The 25,032-nt window shown below is 38.1% G+C and carries 25 protein-coding genes; 10 read left to right on the forward strand and 15 right to left on the reverse strand.

Annotated elements, in window-relative coordinates; translation table 11 throughout:
* Position 1: 1 nt before the first annotated feature.
* The 7 genes from hisD (at position 2) to hisC (ending at position 5,816) form a co-directional block, all read left to right on the forward strand.
* Positions 2 to 1,285, forward strand: coding sequence for a histidinol dehydrogenase (hisD, locus tag J2Z82_RS07020; RefSeq protein ID WP_245251208.1), 1,284 nt, complete (start codon positions 2 to 4; stop codon positions 1,283 to 1,285).
* Positions 1,278 to 1,862: an imidazoleglycerol-phosphate dehydratase HisB gene (gene hisB / locus J2Z82_RS07025; protein WP_209480076.1), complete on the forward strand. Its 585-nt coding sequence runs from the start codon at positions 1,278 to 1,280 to the stop codon at positions 1,860 to 1,862. The genes hisD and hisB overlap by 8 nt, the downstream gene beginning before the upstream one ends.
* Before the next feature lie 174 nt (positions 1,863 to 2,036).
* Complete coding sequence (hisH, locus tag J2Z82_RS07030; RefSeq protein ID WP_209480077.1) at positions 2,037 to 2,642, forward strand: imidazole glycerol phosphate synthase subunit HisH; 606 nt, start codon at positions 2,037 to 2,039, stop codon at positions 2,640 to 2,642.
* Positions 2,639 to 3,361, forward strand: a complete 723-nt coding sequence (gene hisA / locus J2Z82_RS07035; protein WP_209480078.1) for a 1-(5-phosphoribosyl)-5-[(5-phosphoribosylamino)methylideneamino]imidazole-4-carboxamide isomerase — start codon at positions 2,639 to 2,641, stop codon at positions 3,359 to 3,361. The genes hisH and hisA overlap by 4 nt, the downstream gene beginning before the upstream one ends.
* Positions 3,351 to 4,115: an imidazole glycerol phosphate synthase subunit HisF gene (gene hisF / locus J2Z82_RS07040; RefSeq protein ID WP_209480170.1), complete on the forward strand. Its 765-nt coding sequence runs from the start codon at positions 3,351 to 3,353 to the stop codon at positions 4,113 to 4,115. Before hisA ends, hisF begins: the two co-directional genes overlap by 11 nt.
* Positions 4,115 to 4,756, forward strand: a complete 642-nt coding sequence (hisIE, locus tag J2Z82_RS07045; RefSeq protein WP_209480079.1) for a bifunctional phosphoribosyl-AMP cyclohydrolase/phosphoribosyl-ATP diphosphatase HisIE — start codon at positions 4,115 to 4,117, stop codon at positions 4,754 to 4,756. The genes hisF and hisIE overlap by 1 nt, the downstream gene beginning before the upstream one ends.
* The gene (hisC, locus tag J2Z82_RS07050) at positions 4,749 to 5,816 is read left to right on the forward strand and encodes a histidinol-phosphate transaminase (RefSeq protein WP_209480080.1); all 1,068 of its coding nucleotides are present in this window, start codon (positions 4,749 to 4,751) and stop codon (positions 5,814 to 5,816) included. Before hisIE ends, hisC begins: the two co-directional genes overlap by 8 nt.
* Positions 5,817 to 6,499: 683 nt before the next feature.
* Here hisC and J2Z82_RS07055 read toward each other — a convergent pair.
* The 6 genes from J2Z82_RS07055 to J2Z82_RS07080 all read right to left on the reverse strand — a co-directional run bounded on the left by J2Z82_RS07055 (position 6,500) and on the right by J2Z82_RS07080 (position 12,047).
* The gene (locus J2Z82_RS07055; protein WP_209480081.1) at positions 6,500 to 7,270 is read right to left on the reverse strand and encodes a SurA N-terminal domain-containing protein; all 771 of its coding nucleotides are present in this window, start codon (positions 7,268 to 7,270) and stop codon (positions 6,500 to 6,502) included.
* 214 nt (positions 7,271 to 7,484) lie between these two features.
* The gene (locus J2Z82_RS07060; RefSeq protein WP_209480082.1) at positions 7,485 to 8,210 is read right to left on the reverse strand and encodes a DsbA family oxidoreductase; all 726 of its coding nucleotides are present in this window, start codon (positions 8,208 to 8,210) and stop codon (positions 7,485 to 7,487) included.
* A gap of 73 nt (positions 8,211 to 8,283) precedes the next feature.
* Positions 8,284 to 9,144, reverse strand: coding sequence for an MBL fold metallo-hydrolase (locus J2Z82_RS07065; RefSeq protein WP_209480083.1), 861 nt, complete (start codon positions 9,142 to 9,144; stop codon positions 8,284 to 8,286).
* A gap of 215 nt (positions 9,145 to 9,359) precedes the next feature.
* Positions 9,360 to 9,809 (reverse strand): DUF2188 domain-containing protein, encoded by a 450-nt coding sequence (locus tag J2Z82_RS07070; RefSeq protein WP_209480084.1) that lies wholly within the window; start codon positions 9,807 to 9,809, stop codon positions 9,360 to 9,362.
* Between the two features lie 217 nt (positions 9,810 to 10,026).
* Entirely contained in the window at positions 10,027 to 11,076 is a 1,050-nt protein-coding gene (gene fni, locus J2Z82_RS07075) for a type 2 isopentenyl-diphosphate Delta-isomerase (RefSeq protein ID WP_209480085.1), read from the reverse strand.
* A gap of 17 nt (positions 11,077 to 11,093) precedes the next feature.
* Complete coding sequence (locus J2Z82_RS07080; protein WP_209480086.1) at positions 11,094 to 12,047, reverse strand: DMT family transporter; 954 nt, start codon at positions 12,045 to 12,047, stop codon at positions 11,094 to 11,096.
* A gap of 258 nt (positions 12,048 to 12,305) precedes the next feature.
* On the opposite strand from J2Z82_RS07080, the gene J2Z82_RS07085 reads away from it, so the two are divergent.
* Positions 12,306 to 12,845: an HD domain-containing protein gene (locus J2Z82_RS07085; RefSeq protein WP_209480087.1), complete on the forward strand. Its 540-nt coding sequence runs from the start codon at positions 12,306 to 12,308 to the stop codon at positions 12,843 to 12,845.
* Between the two features lie 195 nt (positions 12,846 to 13,040).
* On the opposite strand, the gene rsgA is transcribed toward J2Z82_RS07085, so the two are convergent.
* The 6 genes from rsgA to J2Z82_RS07110 form a co-directional block, all read right to left on the reverse strand.
* Positions 13,041 to 14,105: a ribosome small subunit-dependent GTPase A gene (rsgA, locus tag J2Z82_RS07090; RefSeq protein ID WP_209480088.1), complete on the reverse strand. Its 1,065-nt coding sequence runs from the start codon at positions 14,103 to 14,105 to the stop codon at positions 13,041 to 13,043.
* Between the two features lie 334 nt (positions 14,106 to 14,439).
* The gene (thpD, locus tag J2Z82_RS07095) at positions 14,440 to 15,336 is read right to left on the reverse strand and encodes an ectoine hydroxylase (RefSeq protein ID WP_209480089.1); all 897 of its coding nucleotides are present in this window, start codon (positions 15,334 to 15,336) and stop codon (positions 14,440 to 14,442) included.
* A 247-nt stretch (positions 15,337 to 15,583) separates the two neighbouring features.
* Positions 15,584 to 16,408 carry an aldo/keto reductase gene (locus J2Z82_RS07100; RefSeq protein ID WP_209480090.1) on the reverse strand — a complete coding sequence of 275 codons (825 nt, stop codon included), beginning with the start codon at positions 16,406 to 16,408 and terminating at the stop codon, positions 15,584 to 15,586.
* A 65-nt stretch (positions 16,409 to 16,473) separates the two neighbouring features.
* Entirely contained in the window at positions 16,474 to 18,099 is a 1,626-nt protein-coding gene (gene abc-f / locus J2Z82_RS07105; RefSeq protein ID WP_209480091.1) for a ribosomal protection-like ABC-F family protein, read from the reverse strand.
* A gap of 130 nt (positions 18,100 to 18,229) precedes the next feature.
* Positions 18,230 to 18,346: an RAxF-45 family protein gene (locus tag J2Z82_RS19570; RefSeq protein WP_342453607.1), complete on the reverse strand. Its 117-nt coding sequence runs from the start codon at positions 18,344 to 18,346 to the stop codon at positions 18,230 to 18,232.
* Positions 18,347 to 18,541: 195 nt separating this feature from the next.
* Positions 18,542 to 18,832, reverse strand: coding sequence for a hypothetical protein (locus J2Z82_RS07110; protein WP_209480092.1), 291 nt, complete (start codon positions 18,830 to 18,832; stop codon positions 18,542 to 18,544).
* A 217-nt stretch (positions 18,833 to 19,049) separates the two neighbouring features.
* Here J2Z82_RS07110 and J2Z82_RS07115 point away from each other — a divergent pair, with 217 nt between their 5' ends.
* Positions 19,050 to 20,477: an amidase family protein gene (locus J2Z82_RS07115; RefSeq protein ID WP_280922979.1), complete on the forward strand. Its 1,428-nt coding sequence runs from the start codon at positions 19,050 to 19,052 to the stop codon at positions 20,475 to 20,477.
* Between the two features lie 42 nt (positions 20,478 to 20,519).
* Here the strand turns inward: J2Z82_RS07115 and J2Z82_RS07120 are convergent, their stop codons facing one another.
* Both J2Z82_RS07120 and J2Z82_RS07125 read right to left on the reverse strand, forming a co-directional pair.
* Positions 20,520 to 21,089, reverse strand: coding sequence for a DNA-3-methyladenine glycosylase I (locus tag J2Z82_RS07120; RefSeq protein ID WP_209480093.1), 570 nt, complete (start codon positions 21,087 to 21,089; stop codon positions 20,520 to 20,522).
* Positions 21,090 to 21,092: 3 nt separating this feature from the next.
* Positions 21,093 to 21,935 (reverse strand): sulfurtransferase, encoded by an 843-nt coding sequence (locus J2Z82_RS07125; protein ID WP_209480094.1) that lies wholly within the window; start codon positions 21,933 to 21,935, stop codon positions 21,093 to 21,095.
* 105 nt (positions 21,936 to 22,040) lie between these two features.
* On the opposite strand from J2Z82_RS07125, the gene pepT reads away from it, so the two are divergent.
* The gene (gene pepT / locus J2Z82_RS07130; protein WP_209480095.1) at positions 22,041 to 23,270 is read left to right on the forward strand and encodes a peptidase T; all 1,230 of its coding nucleotides are present in this window, start codon (positions 22,041 to 22,043) and stop codon (positions 23,268 to 23,270) included.
* Positions 23,271 to 23,351: 81 nt separating this feature from the next.
* Here the strand turns inward: pepT and J2Z82_RS07135 are convergent, their stop codons facing one another.
* A complete protein-coding gene (locus J2Z82_RS07135) occupies positions 23,352 to 24,527 on the reverse strand; it encodes an MFS transporter (protein ID WP_209480172.1) in 1,176 nt (391 codons plus the stop codon).
* Positions 24,528 to 25,032 lie beyond the last annotated feature (505 nt).

Here is a 25,032-nt window from a genome sequence, read left to right on the forward strand (position 1 = left end):
GATGCAGATAACACCCGAGCAATTTAGGCAAGAGAAAAAAAGTGAAACTTATTCCCAAACAGATGAAAATAACATTGATGAAACCGTCCTAGAGATTATTAAGCAGGTTAAAAAAGATGGGAATGAGGCATTGTATCGTTTTACTGAACAATTCGATGGTATAAAACTAAAGCAGTTAGCCGTAACGAAGGATGAATTCATTGAGGCTAATGGCATGATCACTGACGAATTCAGATCGGCACTAGAAGCAGCAAAAACTAACATTACTGCTTTTCATGAAGTACAAAAAGAATATTCCTGGTTTACTGATAATGCTGAAGGTATCATGCTCGGACAGAAAGTCACTCCATTAGAAAAAGTTGGCGTTTATGTCCCAGGAGGTAAGGCTTCCTATCCTTCTACAGTCTTAATGAACGTCATCCCAGCTAAGCTTGCCGGCGTGGAAAAAATCGTTATCACTACACCACCAGATGCAAACGGAAAAATCAGCCCAGAGGTACTTGCAGCAGCAGAGGCAGTCGGTGTTGACGAAGTTTATAAATTAGGCGGTGCGCAGGCAATAGCTGCACTGGCGTACGGAACTTCAAGTATAGAAAAGGTTGCCAAAATAGTTGGCCCAGGTAATGCTTTTGTGGCACGGGCGAAAAAATGGGTATATGGTGATGTTGCTATCGATATGATAGCCGGGCCAAGTGAAATATGTGTTGTTGCAGATGAATCAGCTCCAGCTGATTACGTTGCAGCAGATTTACTCTCACAAGCGGAGCATGATGAACAATCCAGTTCAATTTGCATTACAACAAGCAAATCATTAGCCACAGAAATTCAACGAGAAATTAACCAACAAACAGCTACACTTGACCGTAAAGATATTATTGAAAAAGCACTCACACAAAATGGCAGAATCATAGTTGCGGGAAATATTCAGGAAGCATTCAACTTAATTAATGAGATTGCGCCAGAACATTTACAGCTTATGATAGAAAACGCGACCGAGAAAGTAGCATATATCAAGAATGCAGGAGCTATTTTTCTAGGAAACTTCTCGCCTGAACCGTTAGGAGATTATTTTGCCGGACCAAATCATACCCTGCCAACAAGTGGAACAGCTGCTTTTTCTTCTCCGCTTGGTGTGTACGATTTCGTGAAAAAATCAAGTGTTATCCGTTACTCAAGGGATTCGTTACTAGATGCTTCTAGACATATAACAACCTTAGCAAACGCTGAAGGGTTATCAGCACATGCTAATTCAATTCAAATAAGAAAGGATAATCATAATGCGTAGACATTCTATTAAACGCGCGACTTCAGAAACATCGATTGCACTGGATTTCTCAATAGATGGTACAGGTAAGTCGTCAATCAATTCTGGAGTAGGATTTCTAGACCACATGTTAGTTCTAATGACAAAGCATGGATTATTTAATCTTGATTTGTCGTGTGAAGGCGATTTAGATGTTGATCAGCATCACACTGTAGAGGATATTGGAATTGCTTTAGGGCAAGCATTTAATGAAGGACTTGGCAATAAAGAAGGAATAACTCGTTACGCCACCAAAACGGTTCCAATGGACGAAGCACTTTCTACGATTTCGGTAGATATTAGTGGACGTCCCTACCTTGTATATAATGTTTATGGTTTAAAAGATAAAGTTGGCAATTTTGACACAGAGCTAGTTGAAGAATTCTTTCAGGCGTTTGCAAGCAATGCCAAGCTTACCCTTCATATCAATCTGGCATACGGAACAAACACGCATCATATTATCGAATCTATTTTTAAAGGATTTGGACGTGCATTAGACCAAGCAAGCCAAGAGAACCCTCGCATAAAAGGGATCCCATCGACAAAAGGAACCCTATAAAGGTTGTTTAAAAAGTCCGGTAAAAATGACACATCGAATTTCTTCGTTAGCTTGCTTTTCCGTTGCTCACGTATTAATAGCATACGTTCCGCTACTCAAAGCTACGCTGCCTCGAACTTCTTGGTCCTTTTTATCCTCCTTTTTTAAACACGCACTATAAAGGAGATATTATCTATGATCGCATTAATAGACTACGGGGCTGGTAATATTAAAAGCCTGCAGTTCGCCCTAACAAAGCTAAACCTGGATTCCTGTTTAACGACTGATAAACAAACAATTAAAAATGCCACAGCAATCATACTTCCTGGTGTTGGCGCATTTAAAGATGCAATCGAAGCGCTTGGTGAATTAGATTTAATTCGTACTATTCAACAAGAGGCATCTTCTGGCAAACCATTGCTTGGAATCTGTTTAGGTATGCAACTTTTCTATGAGCGAAGCTATGAAGATGGAGATTGGCAAGGAATTGGACTCCTGCACGGTGACGTAAAACGAATTACTGATTCAGTAAAAGTGCCGCACATGGGCTGGAATACCTTATCACACCAACATAAAACCCCATTATTAAATAACATTAAAGAAGATGCCTATGTTTATTTTGTTCACTCCTATGCAGTTGGCTCTTATCAGCAGGAAGACCTTGTAAGTAGTGCTGATTATGGTGGTCTTATCCCTGCAGTGGTACAAAAAGAAAATATTATCGGCATGCAATTTCACCCTGAAAAGAGTGGTGAAGTTGGGTTACAGCTATTACAAAACTTCGGGGAGATGATTTCATGATTCTATTTCCAGCTATCGATATTAGAAATGGCAAATGTGTTCGCCTAATCCAAGGAGACTATAATCAAGAAAAGATTTATCATGATTCTCCAGTTGAAGCAGCAAAGCAATGGCAGGACAAACAAGCTACCTATCTTCATATCGTGGATCTTGATGGAGCTAAAACAGGTGAATCAAGCAATATAGATTCCATCAAAGCCATTGCCCAACAAACAACAATCCCTATTCAAGTTGGTGGTGGAATTCGTTCTTCACATAAAATTAAAGACTATTTAGAAGCAGGAGTTGAACGAGTTATTGTTGGTACAGCAGCAATTAATGATAAAGAATTCCTGCAACAGTCTATTCGTGATCACGGAGACCAAATTGCCGTATCGATTGATGCAAGAAATGGATATGTAGCCACTGATGGCTGGACGGAAACAAGCAGTGTAAAAGCAACTGACCTTGTTAAAGAGTTAGAGCAGTTAGGTGTAAAAACAATTATATATACTGATATTTTAAAGGATGGCATGCTAAAAGGACCAAACTTTGCTGAACTGCAGCAATTAAAAGATACTACTTCAATTAACCTGATTGCTTCTGGTGGTGTTTCCACAAAGCAGGACATCGATCGGTTAAAGTCGATGAACCTCTATGGTGCTATTATTGGAAAAGCATTATATGACGGAACGGTAACCTTTGAATCGCTATTGGACGGTGAAAATAATGCTGGCTAAACGAATTGTTCCTTGCCTCGATGTTGATAAAGGACGTGTTGTTAAAGGGCGTAAATTTCAAAATATCCAGGATGTTGATGACCCGGTAGACTTAGCTAAAAAATATAATCAAGCTGGCGCTGATGAACTTGTCTTTTACGATATAACTGCGTCCAATGAAAACCGCAACATCTTCCTTGATGTAGTTGAAAATGTTGCAGCAGAAATAGCTATACCTTTTTCTGTAGGTGGAGGTATAAGGACTATATCTGATATTCATCAAACACTAAGAGCCGGGGCTGACAAAGTATCAATAAACAGTGCAGCAATTAAAAACCCTCAGTTAATAAAAGACGCTGCTTTAAAATTTGGCAGTCAATGTGTCGTACTTTCCATTGACGCTAAAGCGGTAAGCGAAAACACCTGGCAGGTATATATAAACGGCGGACGAACAAATACCGAGATGGACGCAATCGAATGGGCAATTAAAGGGGAACAGCTTGGGGCCGGAGAGATTGTCATCAACGCAATTGATGTTGATGGAGAAAAGAACGGATATAACCTGGAGCTAACCAGAGCAATCGCAGATAAAGTAAATATCCCAATTATTGCAAGTGGCGGTGCAGGAACTAAAGAGCATTTTGCTAATGTACTTCAAAAAGGTGGTGCCGATGCTGCCCTAGCAGCATCGGTATTCCATTATAGTGAAATACAAATACCGGATTTAAAAGAATATCTTGCAGTCAGCAATATCATTGTAAGGAGGGAAATCTAATGGAAACGAATATAAACCAGCTTTCTTTTGACGAAAATGGGCTTATCCCAGCAATTATACAAAATTTTAAAACAGGTGAAGTGCTGACACTTGCGTATATGAATGAAACCTCACTAAATAAAACACTGCAGACAGGTGAAACATGGTTCTTCAGCCGCAAACGGCAGCAGCTTTGGAATAAAGGAGAAACATCCGGAAACAAACAAATCGTCAAAAACATCAGCTATGATTGTGATGCAGATAGCCTATTAGTTCAAGTTAATCCCACTGGACCGGCATGTCATACAGGCAATGATACTTGCTTTTTTCAAACTCTCTTCTCTGATGAAATACAAACTAGAAACGTAATACACCAGTTAGCTAAAAAAGTAAGTGAACGAAAACAGCAGCCGGTAGATGGTTCCTATACAACTTACTTATTCACAGAAGGGATAGATAAAGTTCTCAAAAAGGTAGGTGAAGAAGCAAGTGAAGTAATAATAGGCGCGAAGAATCATGATAAGCAGGAAGTAACATGGGAAATTGCTGATTTAACCTATCATACACTCGTTTTAATGGAACTGTTAGATGTAACAGTCGAGGATATAAAAAACGAACTCTATGGACGCCACATTACAAAAGAGGGTAATAAAAATGAGTAAATTCTGGAGTGAAGCAGTTAAGCGCACAGTGCCATATGTACCCGGCGAGCAGCTTGATATTCCCAATTTACTGAAGTTAAATACAAATGAAAATCCCTATCCTCCATCCCCAAACGTAGTGGATGCCATTAAAGCAGAACTTGAACGCAAATTACACTTATACCCATCACCGAGTGCAGATCAACTCCGTGAGGCAATCGGTGCATATTATAATCTTGAATCAAGCAATGTTTTCATTGGAAACGGATCAGATGAAGTACTAGCCTTTTCGTTTATGGCTTTTTTCGAAAGTGGGCAAAAAATCCGTTTTCCTGCTATCACGTATAGCTTTTACCCGGTGTATGCTAAACTTTTTAACGTTCCCTATGAAGAAATACCTCTTAATCGTGATTTCAGTATTCCATCCGAGGCGTTTTTCCAATCAGAAGGCGGCGTTATTTTTCCCAATCCAAATGCTCCAACTAGTTTATACATGGAATTGGAAACGATAAAAGATATTCTGGATAATAATCCAGATCAGGTCGTAATTGTTGATGAAGCATATATAGACTTTGCTCCAGGTTCTGCAGTTTCTCTAATCAACACATATGATAACTTGCTCGTTGTTCAAACAATGTCTAAATCACGTTCACTTGCAGGCTTACGTGTTGGGTTTGCATTAGGGAATCCAAATTTGATTCAAGCATTAACACGTATCAAAGACTCCTTTAATTCATATACAATAGATCGTCTTGCTATTGCAGGCGCAGAATCAGCTATTAGGGATAGTGAACATTTTAAAGATACAACCCATAAAATTATCAATACACGGGAATGGATCACTGCAGAGATGAAAAAACGAGGATTCTATGTACTTCCATCAAGTACAAATTTTATTTTTGTAAGTCACTATAATTACCATGCAGAAACATTGTATACAGAACTGAAAAAACAAAACATTCTAGTAAGACATTTTAATAAAGCAGGAATTGAAAACTACCTGCGAATAACAATTGGTACAGATGAAAATATGCAGGCTTTGTTACAAACGCTGGACTTGATAATGTCCAAAGAAAAGTAAAGGTCGGGACATAACTAATACTTTCCACTTTAAAGCCGAATAATAACAAGATAGGATGTATAGAACGTTCTTTTTCAATTATTGGATCTGTTACGTAGATGATATAAACTTTGAAGCACTTTTTAAAAATTTTGAGTGCTATGATGGCGCTCCGGAAATACACTTCGCGCACCTAGGGCGGCTGATGAGCCTCCTTGCTCCTACGTCGCTGCGTAGTCTCATCTAGGCCTCAGCTCCCACAGGAGTCTACGTGTTTTTCCTCCGCTGAATCGCTATAGAATAAATTTGTGACAGCACTACAGTAGTCCGGGTGAGCGGAGGGCGGTGACTCCTGCGGGAATAGCACGTTCCGAAGACCCCGCAGAGTGGTCTTCTCGAGGAGGCTGAGGTCGTGCCCGCGGAAAGCATCCGCCCGTAGCGAACCCCGGATTGCGGGACGAGAGTTTATAGATTTTATTCCTGCAGTTACTTCGCAGTTTATATCTAATTAGCAACATTAGTAAACTAGACATTCACCAAGCCTTTTGGTGAATGCTTAGTTGCACTTATGCAGTAAGAAAGAAGTTATGCTTTCTTAACTGCAAAATAAATCCGAACTACTTCGAATTCTTTCTCAAGAATTTCGAATCATAGTTCGGATTTTACTTTGACTAAAACACTTTTGTCTCAGTCTCTTTCTCTATTTAGATCATATGCTTGATTTCTGCTTGTTTTTGAAGCTCTTGTACTTTAGCTTGCAGCTTTTCCTGTTCTTTTTGCTGTTTCAATTGTTGTTTAATTTGTTTTTCTAAGTCTTCCAACTTAGGCAATTCTTGTTGTTGTTCTTCCGAAGCATTCGCTTGTTGCTCTTTTAATTTATCGTAGTAATCTTGCACTTCTTTATCAGTTACTTTTGTATCTTCTAGTTGTTGTTCTTTATATTTCTGTACTGTAAGTTCAAAATCTAATTGGTCTTTATAGGTTTCTTCTGTTAAATGATACTGTTTTAATACTGATTCAAATTGTTCCTTATTACTTGATTTAGCCTCCTCAAACTGAGACTGTACTTCTTTATCTGATACTTCAATTCCATTCTTTTCTGCATCTTGTTTCAATAATTCTTGTTGTACAATAGCATTTAGAGTTTGTTCTTTTAATTTTTTCTTGTCACTAACATCTTGTCCATATTGTTGCATCATTACTTTCGTTTGTGCGTACGTTGCATTGTATGTTTGACCTTTAATTTCTTCGCCATTTATTTCTGTTACAACTTTATCCTTCTTAACTTTTTCTTCATCTGTAATTTCAACTGGCTCGCTTGACGCTTGTCCGGCTTGTCCTGCTTGTTCTTCTGTTTGTTTTCCATTTCCTTCTTTATCTTTGCTATCTTCACTTTCCTCAGAGCCATCACCGCCACATGCTGCTAAAATAGTGGCTAAACTCAATGCCATTATAAACATTATAAATTTTTTCATTGATAGTTCCCTCATTTCATTTCATTGTTCCTACATTCAAACATATTTGGCAGGGTAAAAGCAAATACCTAAAAATATGGTTAATTATCCTCCAGGCTTGCCACATAAGCATTTATGCCCTTAATTAACATTTCAGTTACGTTAGCTTATATTTTTTACATAATTCTGCCGTAATTAATTTCAGAAAAAATTAAGAGCTGAGTTCAGTATTCCCCTAGTCTTCATCCTCTACTTCGCAACCTTCGTCTGTACAGTAAGTAGTCTTTGATTTCTTAGGGTTTAATGTTTGTAACACTGGTCTCTCGTTTTCTTCCTCCCAGACTTTTTCGAGGACTTCTGAGAACACTTCTGATGGCTGTGCACCAGACACAGAATATTTCTCGTTAAATACAAAAAACGGAACACCTTGAACGCCTATCTGTCTTGCCTGTTCTTCGTCTGCACGAACATGAATTGCATAATCATCGACTTTTAACAACTTTGTGACTTCATCCTTACTTAACCCAACTTCACCCGCAAGTTCAATTAATGTAGCATGATCACTAATAAGCTTAGATTCAGTAAAATATGCTTTTAACAGTCGTTCTGTCATTTCTTTTCCTTTACCATTCTCATCAGCATATTTCGCAACACGGTGCGCATCAAATGTGTTTGTATGCTGCATCGTATCAAAATTATACGTTAACCCTATTTCAGCTGCTTGTTTACCCAGCTCTTCATTTGAATTTTTTGCTTTCTCTACACTCATTCCATACTTGCCGGCTAATAATTCATGAATATTCTTTTCAGGGTTCTTTTCTGCATTAGGATCCAATTCATAGCTTTTATATTCTAAAGTTACCTTATCATTATGTGAAAACTTCTCCAATGCCATTTCCAACCTACGTTTACCAATATAGCAAAATGGGCATACAAAATCTGACCATACTTCTATCTTCATGGAAAACACCTCATTTCTGTAATTATTGTAGCATAGCTTAATCCTTTACAGTAAATGTTGTGCTTATATTTATTTAATGCTTTTTATCGCCGTCTACAAACCGCCCATAATCCGGTATTGCTGATTGATCAAACGTTTGAACAAGTTTTGTTAACCCTTGCTTTAGTTCCTCGCCTTTCATAACTGATCCATGACCAGGTACTACGATTTCCGGCTGCAATGCTTCAAGCTTTTCTACCGACTCTTTTGCCGCCTGCCAGTCTGTTGTTAGATACCTAGGCGGCCCATTAACTTCTACAGTTTGCATCAAGACATTATAAAATGAATCTTGTCTAACGGTTATAAAAGCATCACCTGATAGAAGTAATGAATCGTTTTCTCGGTAAAATGATACATGTCCCGGTGAGTGACCAGGTGTATGTATCCATTTCCAGTCATCCAGTCCTGGTACACTATTATCTTGGGGCAAGGCTTGAACTGCATTTCCAATATTAATCGGTTCATTGGGATACATCCCGGAAATTTTAGCCAAAAACCCTCCTTCAACTGTTGAATCTGGCTTTGGATAGCTTTTTTCTCCAGTTAAATAAGGAAGTTCCAGTTCATGTGCGTAAACCGGCACCTCCCATTCTTCAACTAATTCAAGCAATCCTCCTACATGATCAAAGTGTCCATGAGTCAGGATAACCGCAGATGGCGTGCTATCTCTTCCAAAGCGATCCACTACAACGGAGCGTATCTCAGCTGCTGCTTTTGGCAGTCCTGCATCAACAAGTACCCAATCCCCTTCATTTGGAAAGCCTATAAAACTTATGTTCACAATTTGATCTGTATAATAATACAGATCATTTAAAACTTCTTGCCCCGACCCACTTGTAATTGAAGTCATTGGTATTGTCTTATTATCTTTACTTTCATGTAGCTCTTCATCCATTTGAAAACGCCCTCCTTTTTCCCTTAGTATTTGGATATATTTATTTTTTATTAATAAAAAGTGGCTGAGACGAAAGTGTTTTAGTTAAAATAAAATCCGAACTATGATTCAAAACTCTTGAAACAGAATTCGAATTAGTTCGGATTTATTTTGCTGATTTTGAAGTGGAAAGTTTTTGATAAGTCCCAGCCACTTTCAGCTTCCTAATCAGCTTCCTAATATGAATGGTTTTCCTGAATAGAACCATCCTGTTTGTATATTTTTAAAGATGTCCCTTTATTCTTGGCAATTTCACGAGCACGTTCGATAGCATCATTTTTATTATCAAAAACATCACTTGCTCGTTGGGCATTACTTGATTTCACGGCCCAACCATTATTATGTGCTACAACATGCTCTGCTTCTTCCAACCGTTCAGGATTGCTTTCATACTTTTTTCCTTCTTCTGAACGTTCTATTGTTTTACCATATTTCTCATACGAATCAATTTCGTCCTGGTGTGCATTTTGCCGCCATTCTTTTGCTTGTTCCATTGCTATTGGAATTGCCTGTCCCTCTTCGTAACCTTCATCAATCATTGAATTAGCAATATCAATCGCCTTCTTTTTTGTTACATGATTTAAATTCTTCATCGACGACGGATAATCGTTTAATGTCCAAGGCATTGACAATCCTCCTCAATTTTTTTAAGTAGTGTACCCTTTACTAAGCTCCTTAAACCCATGCTCCTTAACTTAGGCTGTTTTTATCATCGCTTAATTAAAGTAATAGAGTCATAACGTAGTGGATATCAACTACTTATTAAAAGCCTTGATTAGAAAAAACAAAAAACAGTCTAAACCTGAAAAAAGCTGTTTGCCACGATGGCAAACAGCTAATTTATTAATCGTCGAGCAACGATTGTCCCATAATCGTGACTCGCTTCGTATTTTTTAAATCAGTAATCGTTTTTGCTCCAACACCTAGCATCGTCATTTTCAGTTCAAGCTCAATCTGATCCATTGTCTGAATAACGGCTTCGTCTGATTCAGTTGCAGCCTGCAGTAATTTACGGGCAAACCCTACTATATCTGCTCCAATCGTCAGTGCCTTGGCTGCATCCACACCAGTCTTCATACCTCCACTTGACACAATTGAAGCATCAGGCAAGGCATCTCTTACGGAAACAATACAATCTTTCGTTGGTATTCCCCAGTTATTAAACGCCTCGGCTGCCGCTTTTTTCAACGGATCTTTTGAACGAAGTTTTTCAACCTGACTCCAAGAAGTACCGCCTGCACCGGCAACATCGATATACGAAATTCCTGCATCATACAACTTTTTTGCTACAGTTCCATCAATACCAAACCCGACTTCTTTTACACCTACAGGAACATCCAATGCGGTACATACTTTCTCTATTTTGGACAGCAAATTTTCGAAATTCAAGTCTCCCTCATCCTGAACTGCTTCCTGTAATGGATTAAGATGTAAGTAGATTGAATCCGCACCAGTCAAATCTACAATTCGCTGACAATCTTCGGCACCATATCCATAATTCAGCTGTACTGCACCAATATTTGCTATTAACGGTACAGTGGATGCTTGTCTACGAATCAAAAAAGAATCCTTATGTGCATCACTTTCCAAAAATGCACGAGTTGAACCGAGCCCAACTGCCCACCCTTTTTCTTCTGCTGCCACAGCCAGGTTTTGATTAATCTTAGTTGCAAGTTCAGACCCGCCAGTCATTGAACTAACTAGAAAAGGTGCCTTTAATTGCTTATCTAAAAAGGTGGCAGACAAATTTATATCATCAAAGTTTATCTCAGGTAATGCATTATGTATAAATGATATCCCTTCCAATCCAGTTGATTTGTTCACCCCTTCTACATTACCTGTTAAGCAATGGCGAATATGTTCTGTTTTACGCTTGTTAATTCCTTCCTCCATCTTTACACATCCCAACTCTAATTATTTACTGATTTATTTTCAAAACGAGCCATTTTTTGGCGTACACGTTTGTTCTTTAAATATTGATGAAATGTTACAAAATAAACACCTGTTATTACCATTATCATACCAATAATTTGCGGCCATGTAATTCGAGAAGCATAAAGCCATACTGCTAACAAAGCAGTATTAATTGGCACTAAATTCATATAAATACTCGCTTTGCTTGCTCCAATTTGCTTAATCCCATGATTCCATAATAAGAAACCTGCGACAGAAGAGCAAATAATCATAAACAACATTTCTCCCCAGCCTTGAGTAGACATGGAAAAGATATTGTCCCAGCCCTTTTCTGGGATAGAGAAGATTGCAAGAAATACAGAACCAATTAATGTTGTTAAAGTCGTCGTTACAACAGGGGAAACATCACGCATTGCCACTTTACCTAACAGTCCATGACTAACCCAGCATATTAACCCGCCAATAAATAACAGGTCACCTAGATTAAACTCCAGATTCAGCAGTGTATCTGTTGATCCTTTCGAGATTACAACTACAACTCCTAATAGTGATAATATAAGACCAAACCCAAGTTGTTTATTCCAAACTTCACCCAAAAAAAGAACAGCTCCAAATGTTAGAAGAACAGGCGTTGTTGCTACAATGAGTGACCCATTGATTGCAGAAGTAATATCTAACGCTGTGAAAAAGAAAAAATTATAGCCAAAAATACCTGTAATAGCCATTAACAAAATGGAGAGCCATTGCTTTTTAATGGCTGTGAAATCCAGTTTTTTTCGTGCCAAAACAAATACTAGTAATAAAATACCGGCTGACCCAAACCGAAAAGCAGCCGCCGTAACAGGAGGTATTTCCGTAATAATATGCTCAGCTGCTACAAAAGCTCCTCCCCAAAACAAAGGTACAAGAAGCAGCCAAAAATATATTGCAATAGATTGGTCATTTTTCATCTATATCCTTCTTTCTAAAATCATACTAATTAAAACGACTAACCGAATTAACCACTTCTTTTAATCTAATAATCTTCTATATAAACATCTATATAGTCTGTTATTAAGTATACTTGCTTGGTTATTAGATTGGAAGAAACTTATAATACAATCTACCAAAATTCTTACCAAAACATAGCAAAATAACGAATTAGATAGTACAGTTATATAACAATAGCATTTAGGAATTACTCTGCAATATAGGGAGGAGGAAAACACATGAAACAACAAGCAAAGGCCTTTGCTGAAAAAGCACATGAGGGACAGAAACGAAAAAGTTCAGATGCATTATATATTACACATCCAATTCGTGTCGCTGAAAGATTGGAATACTCCGGCTTTAGTGATGAAGTGGTTTGTGCTGGATATTTACATGATGTCGTCGAAGATACCCCATATGAAATCGAGGATATTGAATCAGTTTTCGGCCCTAGGGTTGCACATCTTGTATCTGCTCATACAGAGGATAAATCGAAATCATGGCAGGAGCGTAAACAGCATACAATCAACACAGTAAAATATGCCGAAAAAGAAGTGAAATATCTAATTGTTGCCGACAAATTAGATAACTTACTTTCTATCGAAAAAGAATATGCACGCCAAGGTGATTTACTGTGGGAGAATTTTAATGCCGGGTATAATCAACAGAAATGGTATAACGAATCAATTGCTGAAAATATGAGTGCAGGATTAGAAGATAGTGAGATACCAGCTTACTTTCATGAGTTCACTGACGCGGTTAAACGTGTATTTGGTTAAAGCTTATCACCTTTATTATTACGTCAACCTTTGAAAAATTGGCATACGTTAGAAGGATTTCTTATGAAAGTACTTTGCATCTAATGTTAAATATTCTAGTTTGCCTTTTTCATAGTAGATGATGGCTGCGCACTTCCTTCTTAACGGATAAAAAAGAGCGCCTTCCTTGTTAGGACAAGGAAGAACGCTCTTATTTTATCGCATTTTACGGAAATTATAGTTTTCCCGCTGCTGTTTCGATACTTTTTTCCATTTACTTTTCTCTTCTAGCATTGCTTTTTGATCCTGTTTTCTCTTTTCATACGCAAGTTCTCGTTGCAGTTTCAGGTAACTTTGATAGCGGTCCTCATCCAACTCACCATTATTCAATGCTTCCCGAATACGGCAGCCTGGTTCTGTATCATGCTGGCAATCATTAAATTTGCATTCTTTTTCAAATGCTTCAACATCCTGAAAAGTAGCTTCTATCGCTGATTCACCTTCCCATAGCTGCAGTTCACGCATCCCCGGTGTATCAATTAACTGAGCATCATTCGGCAGCCTGAACATCTCACGGTGAGTAGTGGTATGACGACCTTTGCTATCGGCTTCACGAACACCTTTTGTATCCTGTATATCCTGTTCCAATAACGTATTCACCAATGTGGACTTACCCACACCTGATGAACCGAGCAATGCTGCAGTCCGTTGTGGTGCTAGATGCTCCATCAATTCATCAATACCTTCTCGTGTCACATTACTAACAGCTACAATTGGCACGCCAATCGCAATCTCTTCTACTTGAATCATAACATCCTGAACTTCGTCTCGAGTGCATTCATCCTTCTTCGTTAATACAACAACAGGAGACGCACCACTTTCATATGTTGATAATATATAGCGTTCAATCCGTCGAAGATTCAAGTCATGATTAAGTGAGTTAACAATAAAAACAGTATCCATATTGGCAGCAACGATTTGCGCCTCAGTCTTTGTACCAGCAGCCTGTCTGATAAACTGACTTTTTCGTGTCAGAACACGATTAATTACTGCTTTACGTTCATCTGATAACTTCTGCACATCAACCCAATCACCGACTGCTGGAAGATCAAGTGGCGAATATGCCTGATTTAAAAATTTTCCACTTAAATGTGCGAAGTAATCCATGTCACCGTCAGTAATCCGGTAACTATTTTTCTGCACCGTAATAACACGGGCAAGATTTTCTTTTGCAATATCCTGAATGGTATCATCCCATCCAATTTGTTTTAACTTCTCCAATTAAAAATTTCCTCCTTAATATTGGAGGAAAAGTCGTACATTACACGGACTGTCCCTCCACTTTACTACGTGTGTGCTGGTTTACTGAAATTAGATTTACAATTGCCATATAACACCACTCCTTTCAAAAATGGATGAACAAAATTCTATAATCTAATAATTATACTTTTATTGAAAAAAGTCAAATTTAGAAACCTTAAATTATCTCCAAAATTTAACGTTGTAGGTTGTATCTTTCTTAACTGCTAAAAAAGCAGATGTCTTCTATTTAAAAGACAACTGCTTTTCTTCTAACATATTAATCAGGAAAGTTTCCCGGCTAATGTTAATTATTTTAGCTCATTGCTGGAATACCACTATCTCGTACAGCTATATACTCAGGACGTTTCTTATTTCCTGAGAACGGCTCAACCAAGCGATTTTCCACACTATTGTACACCATGAATAAATTGTTGCGCGGATAAGGTGTAATATTACTTGTTGAACCATGCATCGTATTACTCTCAAACAGCGTGATCGAGCCTGCTTTTCCAGTTGGCACAGATATGCCTCCGCCTTTTTCAGCAAGCCAGCGCAGGCTATCCTCATCAGGCACACCGACTTTTTGTTTCTTCAGTGATTCTTTATAATTATTATCGGGCGTTTCCCCTACACAACTAACATAGTAGTTTTGGGACCCTGGTATAAGCATCAAAGGCCCGTTAAACGTATAATTGTCGGATAATGCAATTGATAAGCTGACAGCTCTCATCCGTGGCATACCATCTTCTGCGTGCCATGTTTCAAAGTCAGAATGCCAGTCAAATTCTTTTCCCTTAAATCCTGGCTTGTAATTAATGCGAGATTGATGAATATAAACTTCACTCCCCAACAAATGGTTAACGATATCCAGTATTCGCTGATCATTTGCGACATCTTTAAAGTAATTATCATCTTTATGAACATGAAAAATGGAACGAATATCATCACTTTCCGGCTCTCGAATTACTTTATCAGACGTGACATTTTTAGTAGAATCCTGCAATTCAAAAATGGCTTTCTGCATATCTTTAACTTCTTCATCAGAGAAGAAATTCTCAATTTGCAAAAACCCATTTTTTTCATAAGAATCAAGTTGTTGTTTGGAAATAGGAGCATGATGATCAAGAGATCGATCTGTGTGAATCACAGGGTCCTTCCGTTCCAAAATTTCCGGCTGGTCCTTTTTTCTTGAAGGATATAGATCTTTCATTCTAAACACTCCCTATTAAGTATTTTTCATAAAAGTTTTCTATATTGTTAAGTTCCCGACATCACCGGGAAACTTCCCTGCATTTATATAACGAATGTATATTGTTATTGATTAGGAGTTAATATCCTAATATAAAAATTGTTTGCAATTATTATATAATTTCTATTCTATTATTGCAACTTACCCGCTATTTTTAGATAATAAACTAAAAAAACAGACGCAGATTCAATCCACGTCTGTTCCTTTCTTACCGCTTATTCATTTCACTTGGTTCAGGACCTTTTCGCTGATTACGATCCAGTTTAGCAATCTCATTCATATCATCTGCACTTAATTCAAAATCAAACACATCAAAGTTTTCTTCTATTCGTGATGGTGTAACTGATTTTGGAATGACGATTGCATCAGATTGAAGGTGCCAGCGAATAATTACCTGTGCTGAAGTTTTATCATATTTATTCGCAATTTGCTTAACTGCATCGTTATTTAAAACTTCCCCGCCATTCATTAGCGGGCTCCAAGCTTCTAAGTAAATATTATGCTTTTCACAGAAGTCTTTTAGCTCATTTTGCTGTAAATATGGGTGGCACTCCACTTGATTCACAGCTGGCACTACATCACATTCATCTAACAAACGCTGGAGATGTTCAATGTTAAAATTACAAACACCGATTGCTTTAGCTCGGCCATCATTATAAAGCTTTTCCATCGCCTTATACGTCTCGACATAGTCATCAAATTCCGGGGTTGGCCAATGAATCAGGTATAAATCAACATAATCAATTCCCAGCTTTTCCAGACTTTTATCAAATGCCTTTAATGTATTGTCGTATCCCTGGTCGCTATTCCAAACCTTTGTCGTAATAAATAAATCTTCTCGCGACACAGAACTAGCTGCTAGTGCCTTACCTACTCCACTTTCGTTTTCATATACTTTTGCCGTATCAATGGATCGATACCCGACTTCAAGTGCCTTCGATACAGCTGGAGTTGCTTCTTCATCGGGTATCTGCCACACACCAAACCCAAGTTGGGGCATGCGATTACCATTGTTTAGTGTAATATATTGCATTTATATACTCCCTTTCATGCTGTAATGAAGTATAGTTTATCACACGGTATACGCAGGAAAAAATACTATGCTTGTCGCTTTGCCCTCGCAAAGGTATAATTCCCTTCGTATTTCGTGAGGCTTTCTTCAGCCAGCCAGTACGTCTTTGAAAAAATCTTATCAAGAAAATAACGATCATGAGAGACAGCGATTATGGTTCCATCAAATTGATCTAAAGCTTCCTCCAATACTTCCTTTGACTCGATATCTAAATGGTTCGTTGGTTCATCCAGAATTAGCAGGTTGTGGTTCTGGTGAACTAATTGTGCCAACCAAAGTCGCATCTTTTCTCCGCCACTTAAGCTTTTCACTTTTTGAAAGACTGTTTTCCCATAAAAAAGATATTTCGCCAATATTCCTCGCGCATCACCTTCTGTAACATGAACCTGATCACGGAATTCATCTACTATGGACCGTTCACCATCCATCTCAAACATATGCTGTGATAAGAACCCTACTGACAAATTACTGCCTAATTTCATCTCACCCGCATCCAGTCTTTCAGTACCTAAAATCATTTTCAGCATTGTTGATTTTCCACTACCATTTTCACCAATAATTGCGACTCGCTCCTGAAAACGGACATGCATATTAATATTTGAAAATAACTGCTTTTCACCGTAAGCTTTTCGAGCCCTTTCCACGAACACAACATCATTTCCACTTCGTTTATTCGATTGAAAATCAAGGTCAATCTTTTTATGGTCAAGAATAGGCTTTTTCATCAGTTCGATTCGGGCTAAAGCTTTTTCCATACTTTTTGCCCGGCGATGTAATCCAGCATTAGGCGGGTTAGCCTGATTAGCCCATTCTTTCAATCTTTTTATTGTCTCTTTCATCTTTTTAACTCTCTTTTGCTGATCCTCATATTGCTGAAATTCCTGAAGTAAGCGCTCTTCCCGTTCTTTTACGTAATTTGAATAATTGGTATGATATTTAATCAGTTCACCTTGATCCATCTCCAAAATGGATGTTACCGTTTCATCCAAAAAGTAGCGATCATGTGAAACAATAATAATTGTTCCACGGTAGTTATTGATGAAATCAGTTAGCCATTCAATCGCTGAGAGGTCCAAGTGATTCGTTGGCTCATCCAATAGCAATAGGTCAGGTGACTTTAATAGTAATTGTGCTAAACCAACTTTTGTCCGCTCACCGCCGCTAAGCTGCTGCCATTCTTTTTCAGCCAGGTCATCTATTTTAAGTCCACTCATAATTCTTCTTATTTGCGAATCAATTTCATAACCGCCATCCTGCTGGAATTTTTCCTGTAACGATCCATATTTCTCAATATGACGTGTTAGTTTATCTGGGTCCGTTTCCTCCGACATAGCACGTTCCAATTTTGACATTTGTCGTTTTAATTCTTCCATAGCCGCAAAAACATCATAGAGTATTGCTTCGACTTTCCTATCTTCAGCAATTTGCGGTACTTGTTTCAAAAGCCCCACTGTCGAATCTTTTTTCCAGGTAATTGCGCCTTCAACAGGTTGCGTGTTTTTAGCTATTAAATCTAATAAAGTTGTCTTCCCTTCTCCATTTCTTCCAATCAATCCTATTCGGTCACCTTGCTTGATTTCACATGAAATTTCTTCAAAGATTGTGTTCGCGGCAATTGTTTGTGTGACATTTTGTATACTGCATATTATCATTATTCTCTTCCTCCGTTTAGAAGAGACACTACTAAGCCAAATAAAAAAGACGCTAGAGAGTCATTCTCCACCGCCTTTTTGATAATAATTCCGTTTGTGGGTAGATGTCTCCTACTGATAGTTTTTTCCGTTAAGTTGTCTTAAAAAAGGACATACGTATCCCTTGTAAAGAAACATCGGAAAAAATCGCATAACGCATCCAAAGATATTCTTTGAATTTTGCTATGCCACTACCAGTAATATTCACCTAACCCACCTCCTTTTAAATTTAGTTTATTCGAAAAACGGATGGGAGTCAATAATGCCTGGGCTGTTTTCTAAAAGATTGTTGCTGATCATAATAATGAATCATGTCGTAGTTGATATAAACTGCTGCGATACTCGAATCAATTATGATAGACTGTTCATTATATGTTGTTTCTCGTTCAGTTGTTTCAATTATCTATTCTTTATTGCTGGATTTCTTAGTATTTGGATTGTGTATTATTTCAATTTGTTCAAAGGTTTGCGTGAATCGTTCTTGCTCCTTCTTTTCTTGTTCCTTATCCGCCATAACGCTCAACTCCTTTCGGTTTAGTATGCCCCAACTTTGGTCTACCACTAGATTATTCAGAGATGCGTTACCGTCAAGTGGATGGTCAAGAACCCTTTCTATATTAAATTCAATAAATTCTATCTCTGTTCCCTTATCGAACATAATTTCTAATCTTCGTGCGATGTTATATTTTCGCAATTCACACTAACTTCTTGTAATACATTACTTATTGATATAAGTATACTGCCACCATATAAATGATGCAATTTTCGTTAAATTTAAAATTAGTAGGATAATAAACCAGTAAAAATGTTAATATGAACTTATAATTATGTGATTTTTCATTTTTACAGTACAGTGGAATCAGAAAATCGAATAACATACGATAAAAGTTTTTAACAAAGGGGAGAATATATTGTCATTCACACTTAAAGAAGCAACCATATCCGAAATGCAGAACGAAATGGAAACTGGAAACCTATCAGCTAAGAAGCTAACGATGAAGTACTTAGAAAATATCGCTAAATACAACGAAACGATTAATGCTGTATTAGAAGTCAATCCTGAGGCTTTGCATATCGCTGAAGCATTGGATGTTGAGAGAGAACAAAAGGGACCATGTGGACCGCTTCACGGAATCCCCATCCTGATTAAAGACAACATCGATACAGGGGATAAAACACATACCACTGCTGGTTCACTGGCTTTGGAAAACAATTATGCAAAAGAAGATGCCTTTATCGTGAGCAAGCTGCGCAAAGCAGGTGCAGTAATTCTGGGAAAAACCAACCTGACTGAGTGGGCGAATTTTATGACAGATGGTATGCCGAATGGATACAGCTCGTTAGGCGGCCAAGTTATGAATCCATATGGCCTAGGCAATTTTGATGTTGGAGGATCCAGTGCAGGCTCTGGAGCAGGCGTTGCAGCTAACCTCGCTGCAGGTGCAATTGGTACAGAAACGAGTGGTTCAATTCTCAGCCCAGCAAGCAGTAACTCACTTGTTGGCATTAAACCTACTGTTGGATTATTAAGCAGAACGGGAATTATCCCGATATCAAATAGCCAGGATACTGCTGGTCCCATGACTCGGACTGTAGAAGATGCTGCCACTTTATTAGGGGCACTTTCAGGTGCAGATTCAAAAGATCCAGCTACTTCACTTATCAAGAAAGGTCACACACAAAATTATACCTCAGCCCTAAGTATGGACGGATTAAATAAAGCCAAACTCGGCATCTCACGTGATTACCTGGAAGGACTTGATGATGAAGAACTGACCATAATTAACACCGCTTTAGCAGATTTACAAAAATCAGGTGCAGAATTGATTGACCCAATTAGCTTGCCCACCAATTTAAACGATGTTAACGTGCTCCTTCATGAGTTTAAAAGTGGGGTAAATGCATACTTAAAAGACTTATCCAATAACTTCCCGGTTCATTCGTTAGAAGAAGTCATTCAGTTAAATGAATTTTATGGAGAAGAAGCGCTGAATTACGGACAAACTGTTCTAGAGCAGTCAGATGAGAAAAGTGGAAAACTAGTTGAGGCAGAATATATTAATTCGCGGTTAAGTGATATTCAGATGTCACAGGAGCAAGGTATCGATTTGGCAATGGATGAGAATAATTTAGACGCACTAATTTTTGCAAATAATTATGGTGCGGGTATTGCCGCAAAAGCAGGCTACCCTTCCATAACCGTTCCAGCAGGATATACAACAAAAGGAAAACCGGTCGGCATAACATTTACAGGAAAAGCCTTCACAGAAGAAAAACTAATCGCATTAGCATATGCCTATGAACAAGCTACGAAACAAAGAAAAGCACCTAAAATTTAAAAAGATAGCTACTTCCTTTACAACAAGGAAGTAGCTATCTTTTTATTTATCATGATACAAAAAACAATTTTTCGTATGATCGTTAACCATCCCTGTTGCCTGCATAAATGCATAGCAAATAGTCGGACCAACAAACTTGAACCCGCGTTTCTTCAGGTCTTTACTCATTGCCTCTGACTCTTTAGTGGAGGCGGGGACATCAGCATGCATATCCCAGCTGTTTAGAACAGGTTCGCCACCAACAAAATTCCAGATATAACTGTCAAAGTCACCAAATTCCTCCTGAACCTGTAAGAACGCTTTTGCATTCGTGACAACTGAATTAACCTTGAGTTTGTTCCGGATAATCCCTTCGTTGTTTAACAGCTCTTCAATTTTACCTTCATCATATTTACTAACGATCTTGGGATCAAAGTAATCAAAAGCTTTTTGGTAGTTTTCTCTTCGCTTTAATATCGTAATCCAACTTAGACCCGCCTGAGCACCCTCCAATGAAAGCATTTCGAATAATTCCTGATCATTATGTGTTGGCCTTCCCCATTCATGGTCATGGTAATCAATATATATTTGTTCATCGGTTACCCATTCACAGCGTTTTTGTCTTATATCCATTTGCTACTCGTCCTTCTTTTCAATTTCATTTTCTTCATATGAAATCCAGTCACTGAAACTTCCAGGGTAAAGCTTAACATTTTTATAGCCTGCTTTCTTCAAAGCTAGCACATTCGGACATGCGGAAACCCCTGAGCCACATGAAACGATTATCTCATCATCTTTAGATAACGCGGAAAAATTCTCTTGAAGGTCAGTGTCATTTTTCCAGTTGCCATCCTCATCCAAAACATTCTTCCAGAAGTAGTTTTTGGCTCCAGGAATATGCCCTGCTTTTGGATATAGTGGTTCTGTTTTTCCTAAATAACGATCTCTTCCACGTGAGTCAATTAATACTGCAGACTTATTATCCAGTTTTTCTTTTACCTCATCAATGTCAGCAACCTGGTTTTCACGAAAAATTGGCTGGAAATCTGTTGCAGATAGAGTCGGTATTTCCGATGACACCTCATGTCCTTGCTCAACCCATTTTTCAAAGCCACCATCTAAAAGATATACGTTTTCATGACCCATGTAATTAAGCAACCACCATAAACGCGCGGCGAACATATCATTTCGCTGATCGTAAATCACAACTGCTGTATCATGGTCAATTCCAATGTTGCCTATTTTTGCAGCAAACATATCCATATCTGGTAATGGATGATTACCACCATGCTTCTCTGCTTTTCCTGATAAATCTTTGTTTAAATCCAAATAAACTGCATGTGGAATATGACTTTCCAAGTAAGCTTTTCTCCCAGCCTCAGGGTCATTCAACTGAAACCGGGCATCAACGACAACAGTATTCTCTAACTTGTTTTCCAACCGTTCCTTAAGCCAAGTATCATTAACTATTATTGACATAATCGCCCCTCCTCCAAATAATTCTTTCTATCTTATATTCTAAACTATTTTCTTTTTCCTTTCTAAATTTATGATAAAATTAACTCAATAAGGAGATGAATACATATGAAAACAGCGTTAATCGAACGCCTAACAAGGTATGTAAAAATCGATACACAGTCTGACGAAAGCAATGAAAGTACCCCATCTACACCAGGTCAATTTAAACTTGCTAACTTATTGGTAGAAGAGCTGAAGACAATTGGCATGACTGATGTAACAGTCGATGACAACGCATATGTAATGGCGACACTACCATCAAATTCGGATAAAGAAGTACCTACAATTGGATTTCTGGCGCATCTGGATACTGCTACTGATTTCACCGGAAAAGGTGTGAATCCGCAAGTGGTGGAAAACTTTGATGGGAATGACCTTACATTGAAAAAAGATTTAGGAGTAGCTTTAACTGCTAAAGATTTTCCTGAGCTCCCAGGCTACAAGGGACACACCCTCATGACTACAGACGGGACAACCTTGCTTGGCGCTGATAACAAAGCAGGAATAACTGAGATTATGACCGCAATGGATTATTTAATCAATCATCCTGAGATTAAACATGGAGACATACGTGTTGCCTTTACACCTGACGAAGAAATCGGCCGTGGCCCTCACAATTTTGATGTGGAGCGATTTAATGCTCCTTTTGCATATACCGTCGACGGTGGTCCATTGGGAGAATTACAGTATGAAAGCTTTAACGCTGCAGCTGCCAGAGTTACCTTTAAAGGCAACAGTGTGCACCCTGGAACTTCTAAGAACAAAATGATTAATGCCGGAAAATTGGCAGCGGAATTCATCAGCAAATTCCCCGAACTCGAATCACCTGAGCATACAGAAAAGTACGAAGGCTTTTACCACTTGATTTCCGTAAATGGTGATGTTGAAAAAACTGTCGTAACTTATATCATTCGTGATTTTGATAAAGATAATTTTAAATCCAGAAAAAAAACAATTCTTAAATTTACGAATGACATTAACGAAGCCTATGGCGAAAATTGTGCAGAACTGGAAATGGCTGATCAATATTACAACATGCGCGAAAAAATTGAGCCTGTAAAAGAGATTGTTGATATCGCCTATAAAGCTATGACAAATTTGAACATTGACCCGCTTGTAAAACCAGTTCGCGGCGGGACAGATGGATCACAGCTTTCCTATATGGGCTTGCCGACACCGAACATCTTCACTGGCGGTGAAAACTACCACGGGAAATTTGAATATATATCAGTCGATAACATGGAGAAAGCAACAAACGTCATTGTTGAAATCACTAGATTATTCGAATCAAAATAAGATCCAAACAATGCTGGATTCAGGCACAATGAATCCAGCTTTATTATTTTATATGACCTTACTTATCGAAGAAATTTCACACTAATTACGAATAAAAAACGAAGCTGCCAGTCCGCCCGATAACAATAAAGCCAAAACGAAAAATGTTATAGAGAAACTTCCTGTTTGCATTAAACCGCTGGCAACTATCGGCCCAAGTGATGCTCCAATAAATAATATAAACGTATATATGGATGCAGCAATTGCCCTGATGTTTCCACTCCATTCACCAATTAACGTCATAATTGCTGGAAATGTTAGTGAAATACCGGCTACATAAACTACACTCATACAAATGATTACTGGTAAATTAGTGTCTATCCCTAACATTACTAATCCGCCTACCGAAACCGCTAAACCCACTCGTAAAACCACTAACAATCCTAACTTCTTTGCCAAAAATCCGGTGAATGGTGAAAGAATCATTCCAGCTAGCCCCGCTGCCCGAACATAGAGAATTTCTCTATCCCCAAGATAAAACGGTGCATCTTTCAAATAATCACCAAGTACAGTGTACATACCAATAAAGGTCAGCAGTAACATGATCGTAATTACATAGCATAAACGGAAGTTTTTTTGAGCAAAGATTTTTTTCACTTGTTTGATGTGATAAGCCATACTAATAGGAGTTTTTTCGCTTTTGGTTGTTGGCAATATTTTAGCAACTGCAAGCAAACTAACTAGGTATAATCCTCCAAATAGTATAAAAACAAAATGCCAATCAAACGTTTGATCAATAAATCCTGCTACTACCTGACCGAAAATTCCCGCTGTTAAAAATCCAAAGCTAGTAAAGCCAATTGTTGTAACCAGCTTACGTTTCGGAAAAACATCAAACACGTAAGCTAAAGCTGCTGGAGCAAATGCAGCTGAGATAAATCCTTGTAATGCTCTAAGTATTATTAGCCATATGAGATGATTCACGAACCCTATCGTAAAGGTAACCAGTGAAAGAACACCCAGACCAAATACAATCATTTGTTTTCGGCCATAACGATCAGCTAACGGACCCAAAACTAAAAATCCCACCGCATAAAACAGAGAAAATATACTTCCCGTCCACGCAGCGGTTGTTTGAGTTACTTGAAATTCCTTTACAAACACACCAATAAGAGGAGTAGTTACATAAACACTTGAGACAACAATCAATGCACACCAAAAAAGTAAGAATGTTATCAAATTATAATTGGGTTCAACATGCTTTGGCATGCTTGTCATAGTATTCACACCTGTTCCCTCCAGTCATATTCACTTCAATATAACTATGAGAGAGGCGAAATAATTGTGTTTCTCCCCAAAGACTTTAATCAAAGCTGATTCGTAAATTTTGATACGTTTTAATCTCCGCAGTTAGATATAGCCTGTTACATAATGCAGGAAAATAAGTAAGTGTGTGACACAGCTCCGGAAATACACTCCCCCTTCCTTGTGCTCGCGTTGAGGCTTAGCCTTAAGGTGCACAACTTCCCGAAGCGTAACAATATCCTTAAAAAATAGACTTACTCTAATAAAGCAATATTCATACAATGATGTGAAAACCAATTCGTGTAGACGGCCCAAAACATCAAGTGTTATGATATTTAATGGATTAAATAAAACTATGATTTCAATACTACAATCGAACCAGAAGCTCGAAAAGTGGCATTTTAGAAATTAAAAAAGTATTATTCCTCTATCAATGACACTTTTTTACCTTCATATTCGAATAGTAGGATAGAGAGAT

Origin of the sequence: Virgibacillus litoralis (assembly GCF_017873675.1) — a bacterium.
Classification (GTDB): Bacteria; Bacillota; Bacilli; order Bacillales; family Amphibacillaceae; genus Lentibacillus; species Lentibacillus litoralis.

What these genes read in the sequence shown, in the direction of transcription:
- abc-f (WP_209480091.1), bottom strand. Translation starts at nt 18,099, where the DNA reads ATGATAATATGCAGTATACAAAATGTCACACAAACAATTGCCGCGAAC.
- J2Z82_RS07125 (WP_209480094.1), bottom strand. Translation starts at nt 21,935, where the DNA reads ATGTCAATAATAGTTAATGATACTTGGCTTAAGGAACGGTTGGAAAAC.
- J2Z82_RS07060 (WP_209480082.1), bottom strand. Translation starts at nt 8,210, where the DNA reads ATGAAGATAGAAGTATGGTCAGATTTTGTATGCCCATTTTGCTATATT.
- fni (WP_209480085.1), bottom strand. Translation starts at nt 11,076, where the DNA reads ATGGAGGAAGGAATTAACAAGCGTAAAACAGAACATATTCGCCATTGC.
- J2Z82_RS07070 (WP_209480084.1), bottom strand. Translation starts at nt 9,809, where the DNA reads ATGCCTTGGACATTAAACGATTATCCGTCGTCGATGAAGAATTTAAAT.
- thpD (WP_209480089.1), bottom strand. Translation starts at nt 15,336, where the DNA reads ATGAAAGATCTATATCCTTCAAGAAAAAAGGACCAGCCGGAAATTTTG.
- hisIE (WP_209480079.1), top strand. Translation starts at nt 4,115, where the DNA reads ATGGAAACGAATATAAACCAGCTTTCTTTTGACGAAAATGGGCTTATC.
- J2Z82_RS07085 (WP_209480087.1), top strand. Translation starts at nt 12,306, where the DNA reads ATGAAACAACAAGCAAAGGCCTTTGCTGAAAAAGCACATGAGGGACAG.
- J2Z82_RS07120 (WP_209480093.1), bottom strand. Translation starts at nt 21,089, where the DNA reads ATGGATATAAGACAAAAACGCTGTGAATGGGTAACCGATGAACAAATA.
- hisH (WP_209480077.1), top strand. Translation starts at nt 2,037, where the DNA reads ATGATCGCATTAATAGACTACGGGGCTGGTAATATTAAAAGCCTGCAG.
- hisB (WP_209480076.1), top strand. Translation starts at nt 1,278, where the DNA reads ATGCGTAGACATTCTATTAAACGCGCGACTTCAGAAACATCGATTGCA.
- hisD (WP_245251208.1), top strand. Translation starts at nt 2, where the DNA reads ATGCAGATAACACCCGAGCAATTTAGGCAAGAGAAAAAAAGTGAAACT.
- pepT (WP_209480095.1), top strand. Translation starts at nt 22,041, where the DNA reads ATGAAAACAGCGTTAATCGAACGCCTAACAAGGTATGTAAAAATCGAT.
- hisF (WP_209480170.1), top strand. Translation starts at nt 3,351, where the DNA reads ATGCTGGCTAAACGAATTGTTCCTTGCCTCGATGTTGATAAAGGACGT.
- hisA (WP_209480078.1), top strand. Translation starts at nt 2,639, where the DNA reads ATGATTCTATTTCCAGCTATCGATATTAGAAATGGCAAATGTGTTCGC.
- J2Z82_RS07100 (WP_209480090.1), bottom strand. Translation starts at nt 16,408, where the DNA reads ATGCAATATATTACACTAAACAATGGTAATCGCATGCCCCAACTTGGG.
- J2Z82_RS07080 (WP_209480086.1), bottom strand. Translation starts at nt 12,047, where the DNA reads ATGAAAAATGACCAATCTATTGCAATATATTTTTGGCTGCTTCTTGTA.
- J2Z82_RS07135 (WP_209480172.1), bottom strand. Translation starts at nt 24,527, where the DNA reads ATGACAAGCATGCCAAAGCATGTTGAACCCAATTATAATTTGATAACA.
- J2Z82_RS07055 (WP_209480081.1), bottom strand. Translation starts at nt 7,270, where the DNA reads ATGAAAAAATTTATAATGTTTATAATGGCATTGAGTTTAGCCACTATT.
- hisC (WP_209480080.1), top strand. Translation starts at nt 4,749, where the DNA reads ATGAGTAAATTCTGGAGTGAAGCAGTTAAGCGCACAGTGCCATATGTA.
- J2Z82_RS07065 (WP_209480083.1), bottom strand. Translation starts at nt 9,144, where the DNA reads ATGGATGAAGAGCTACATGAAAGTAAAGATAATAAGACAATACCAATG.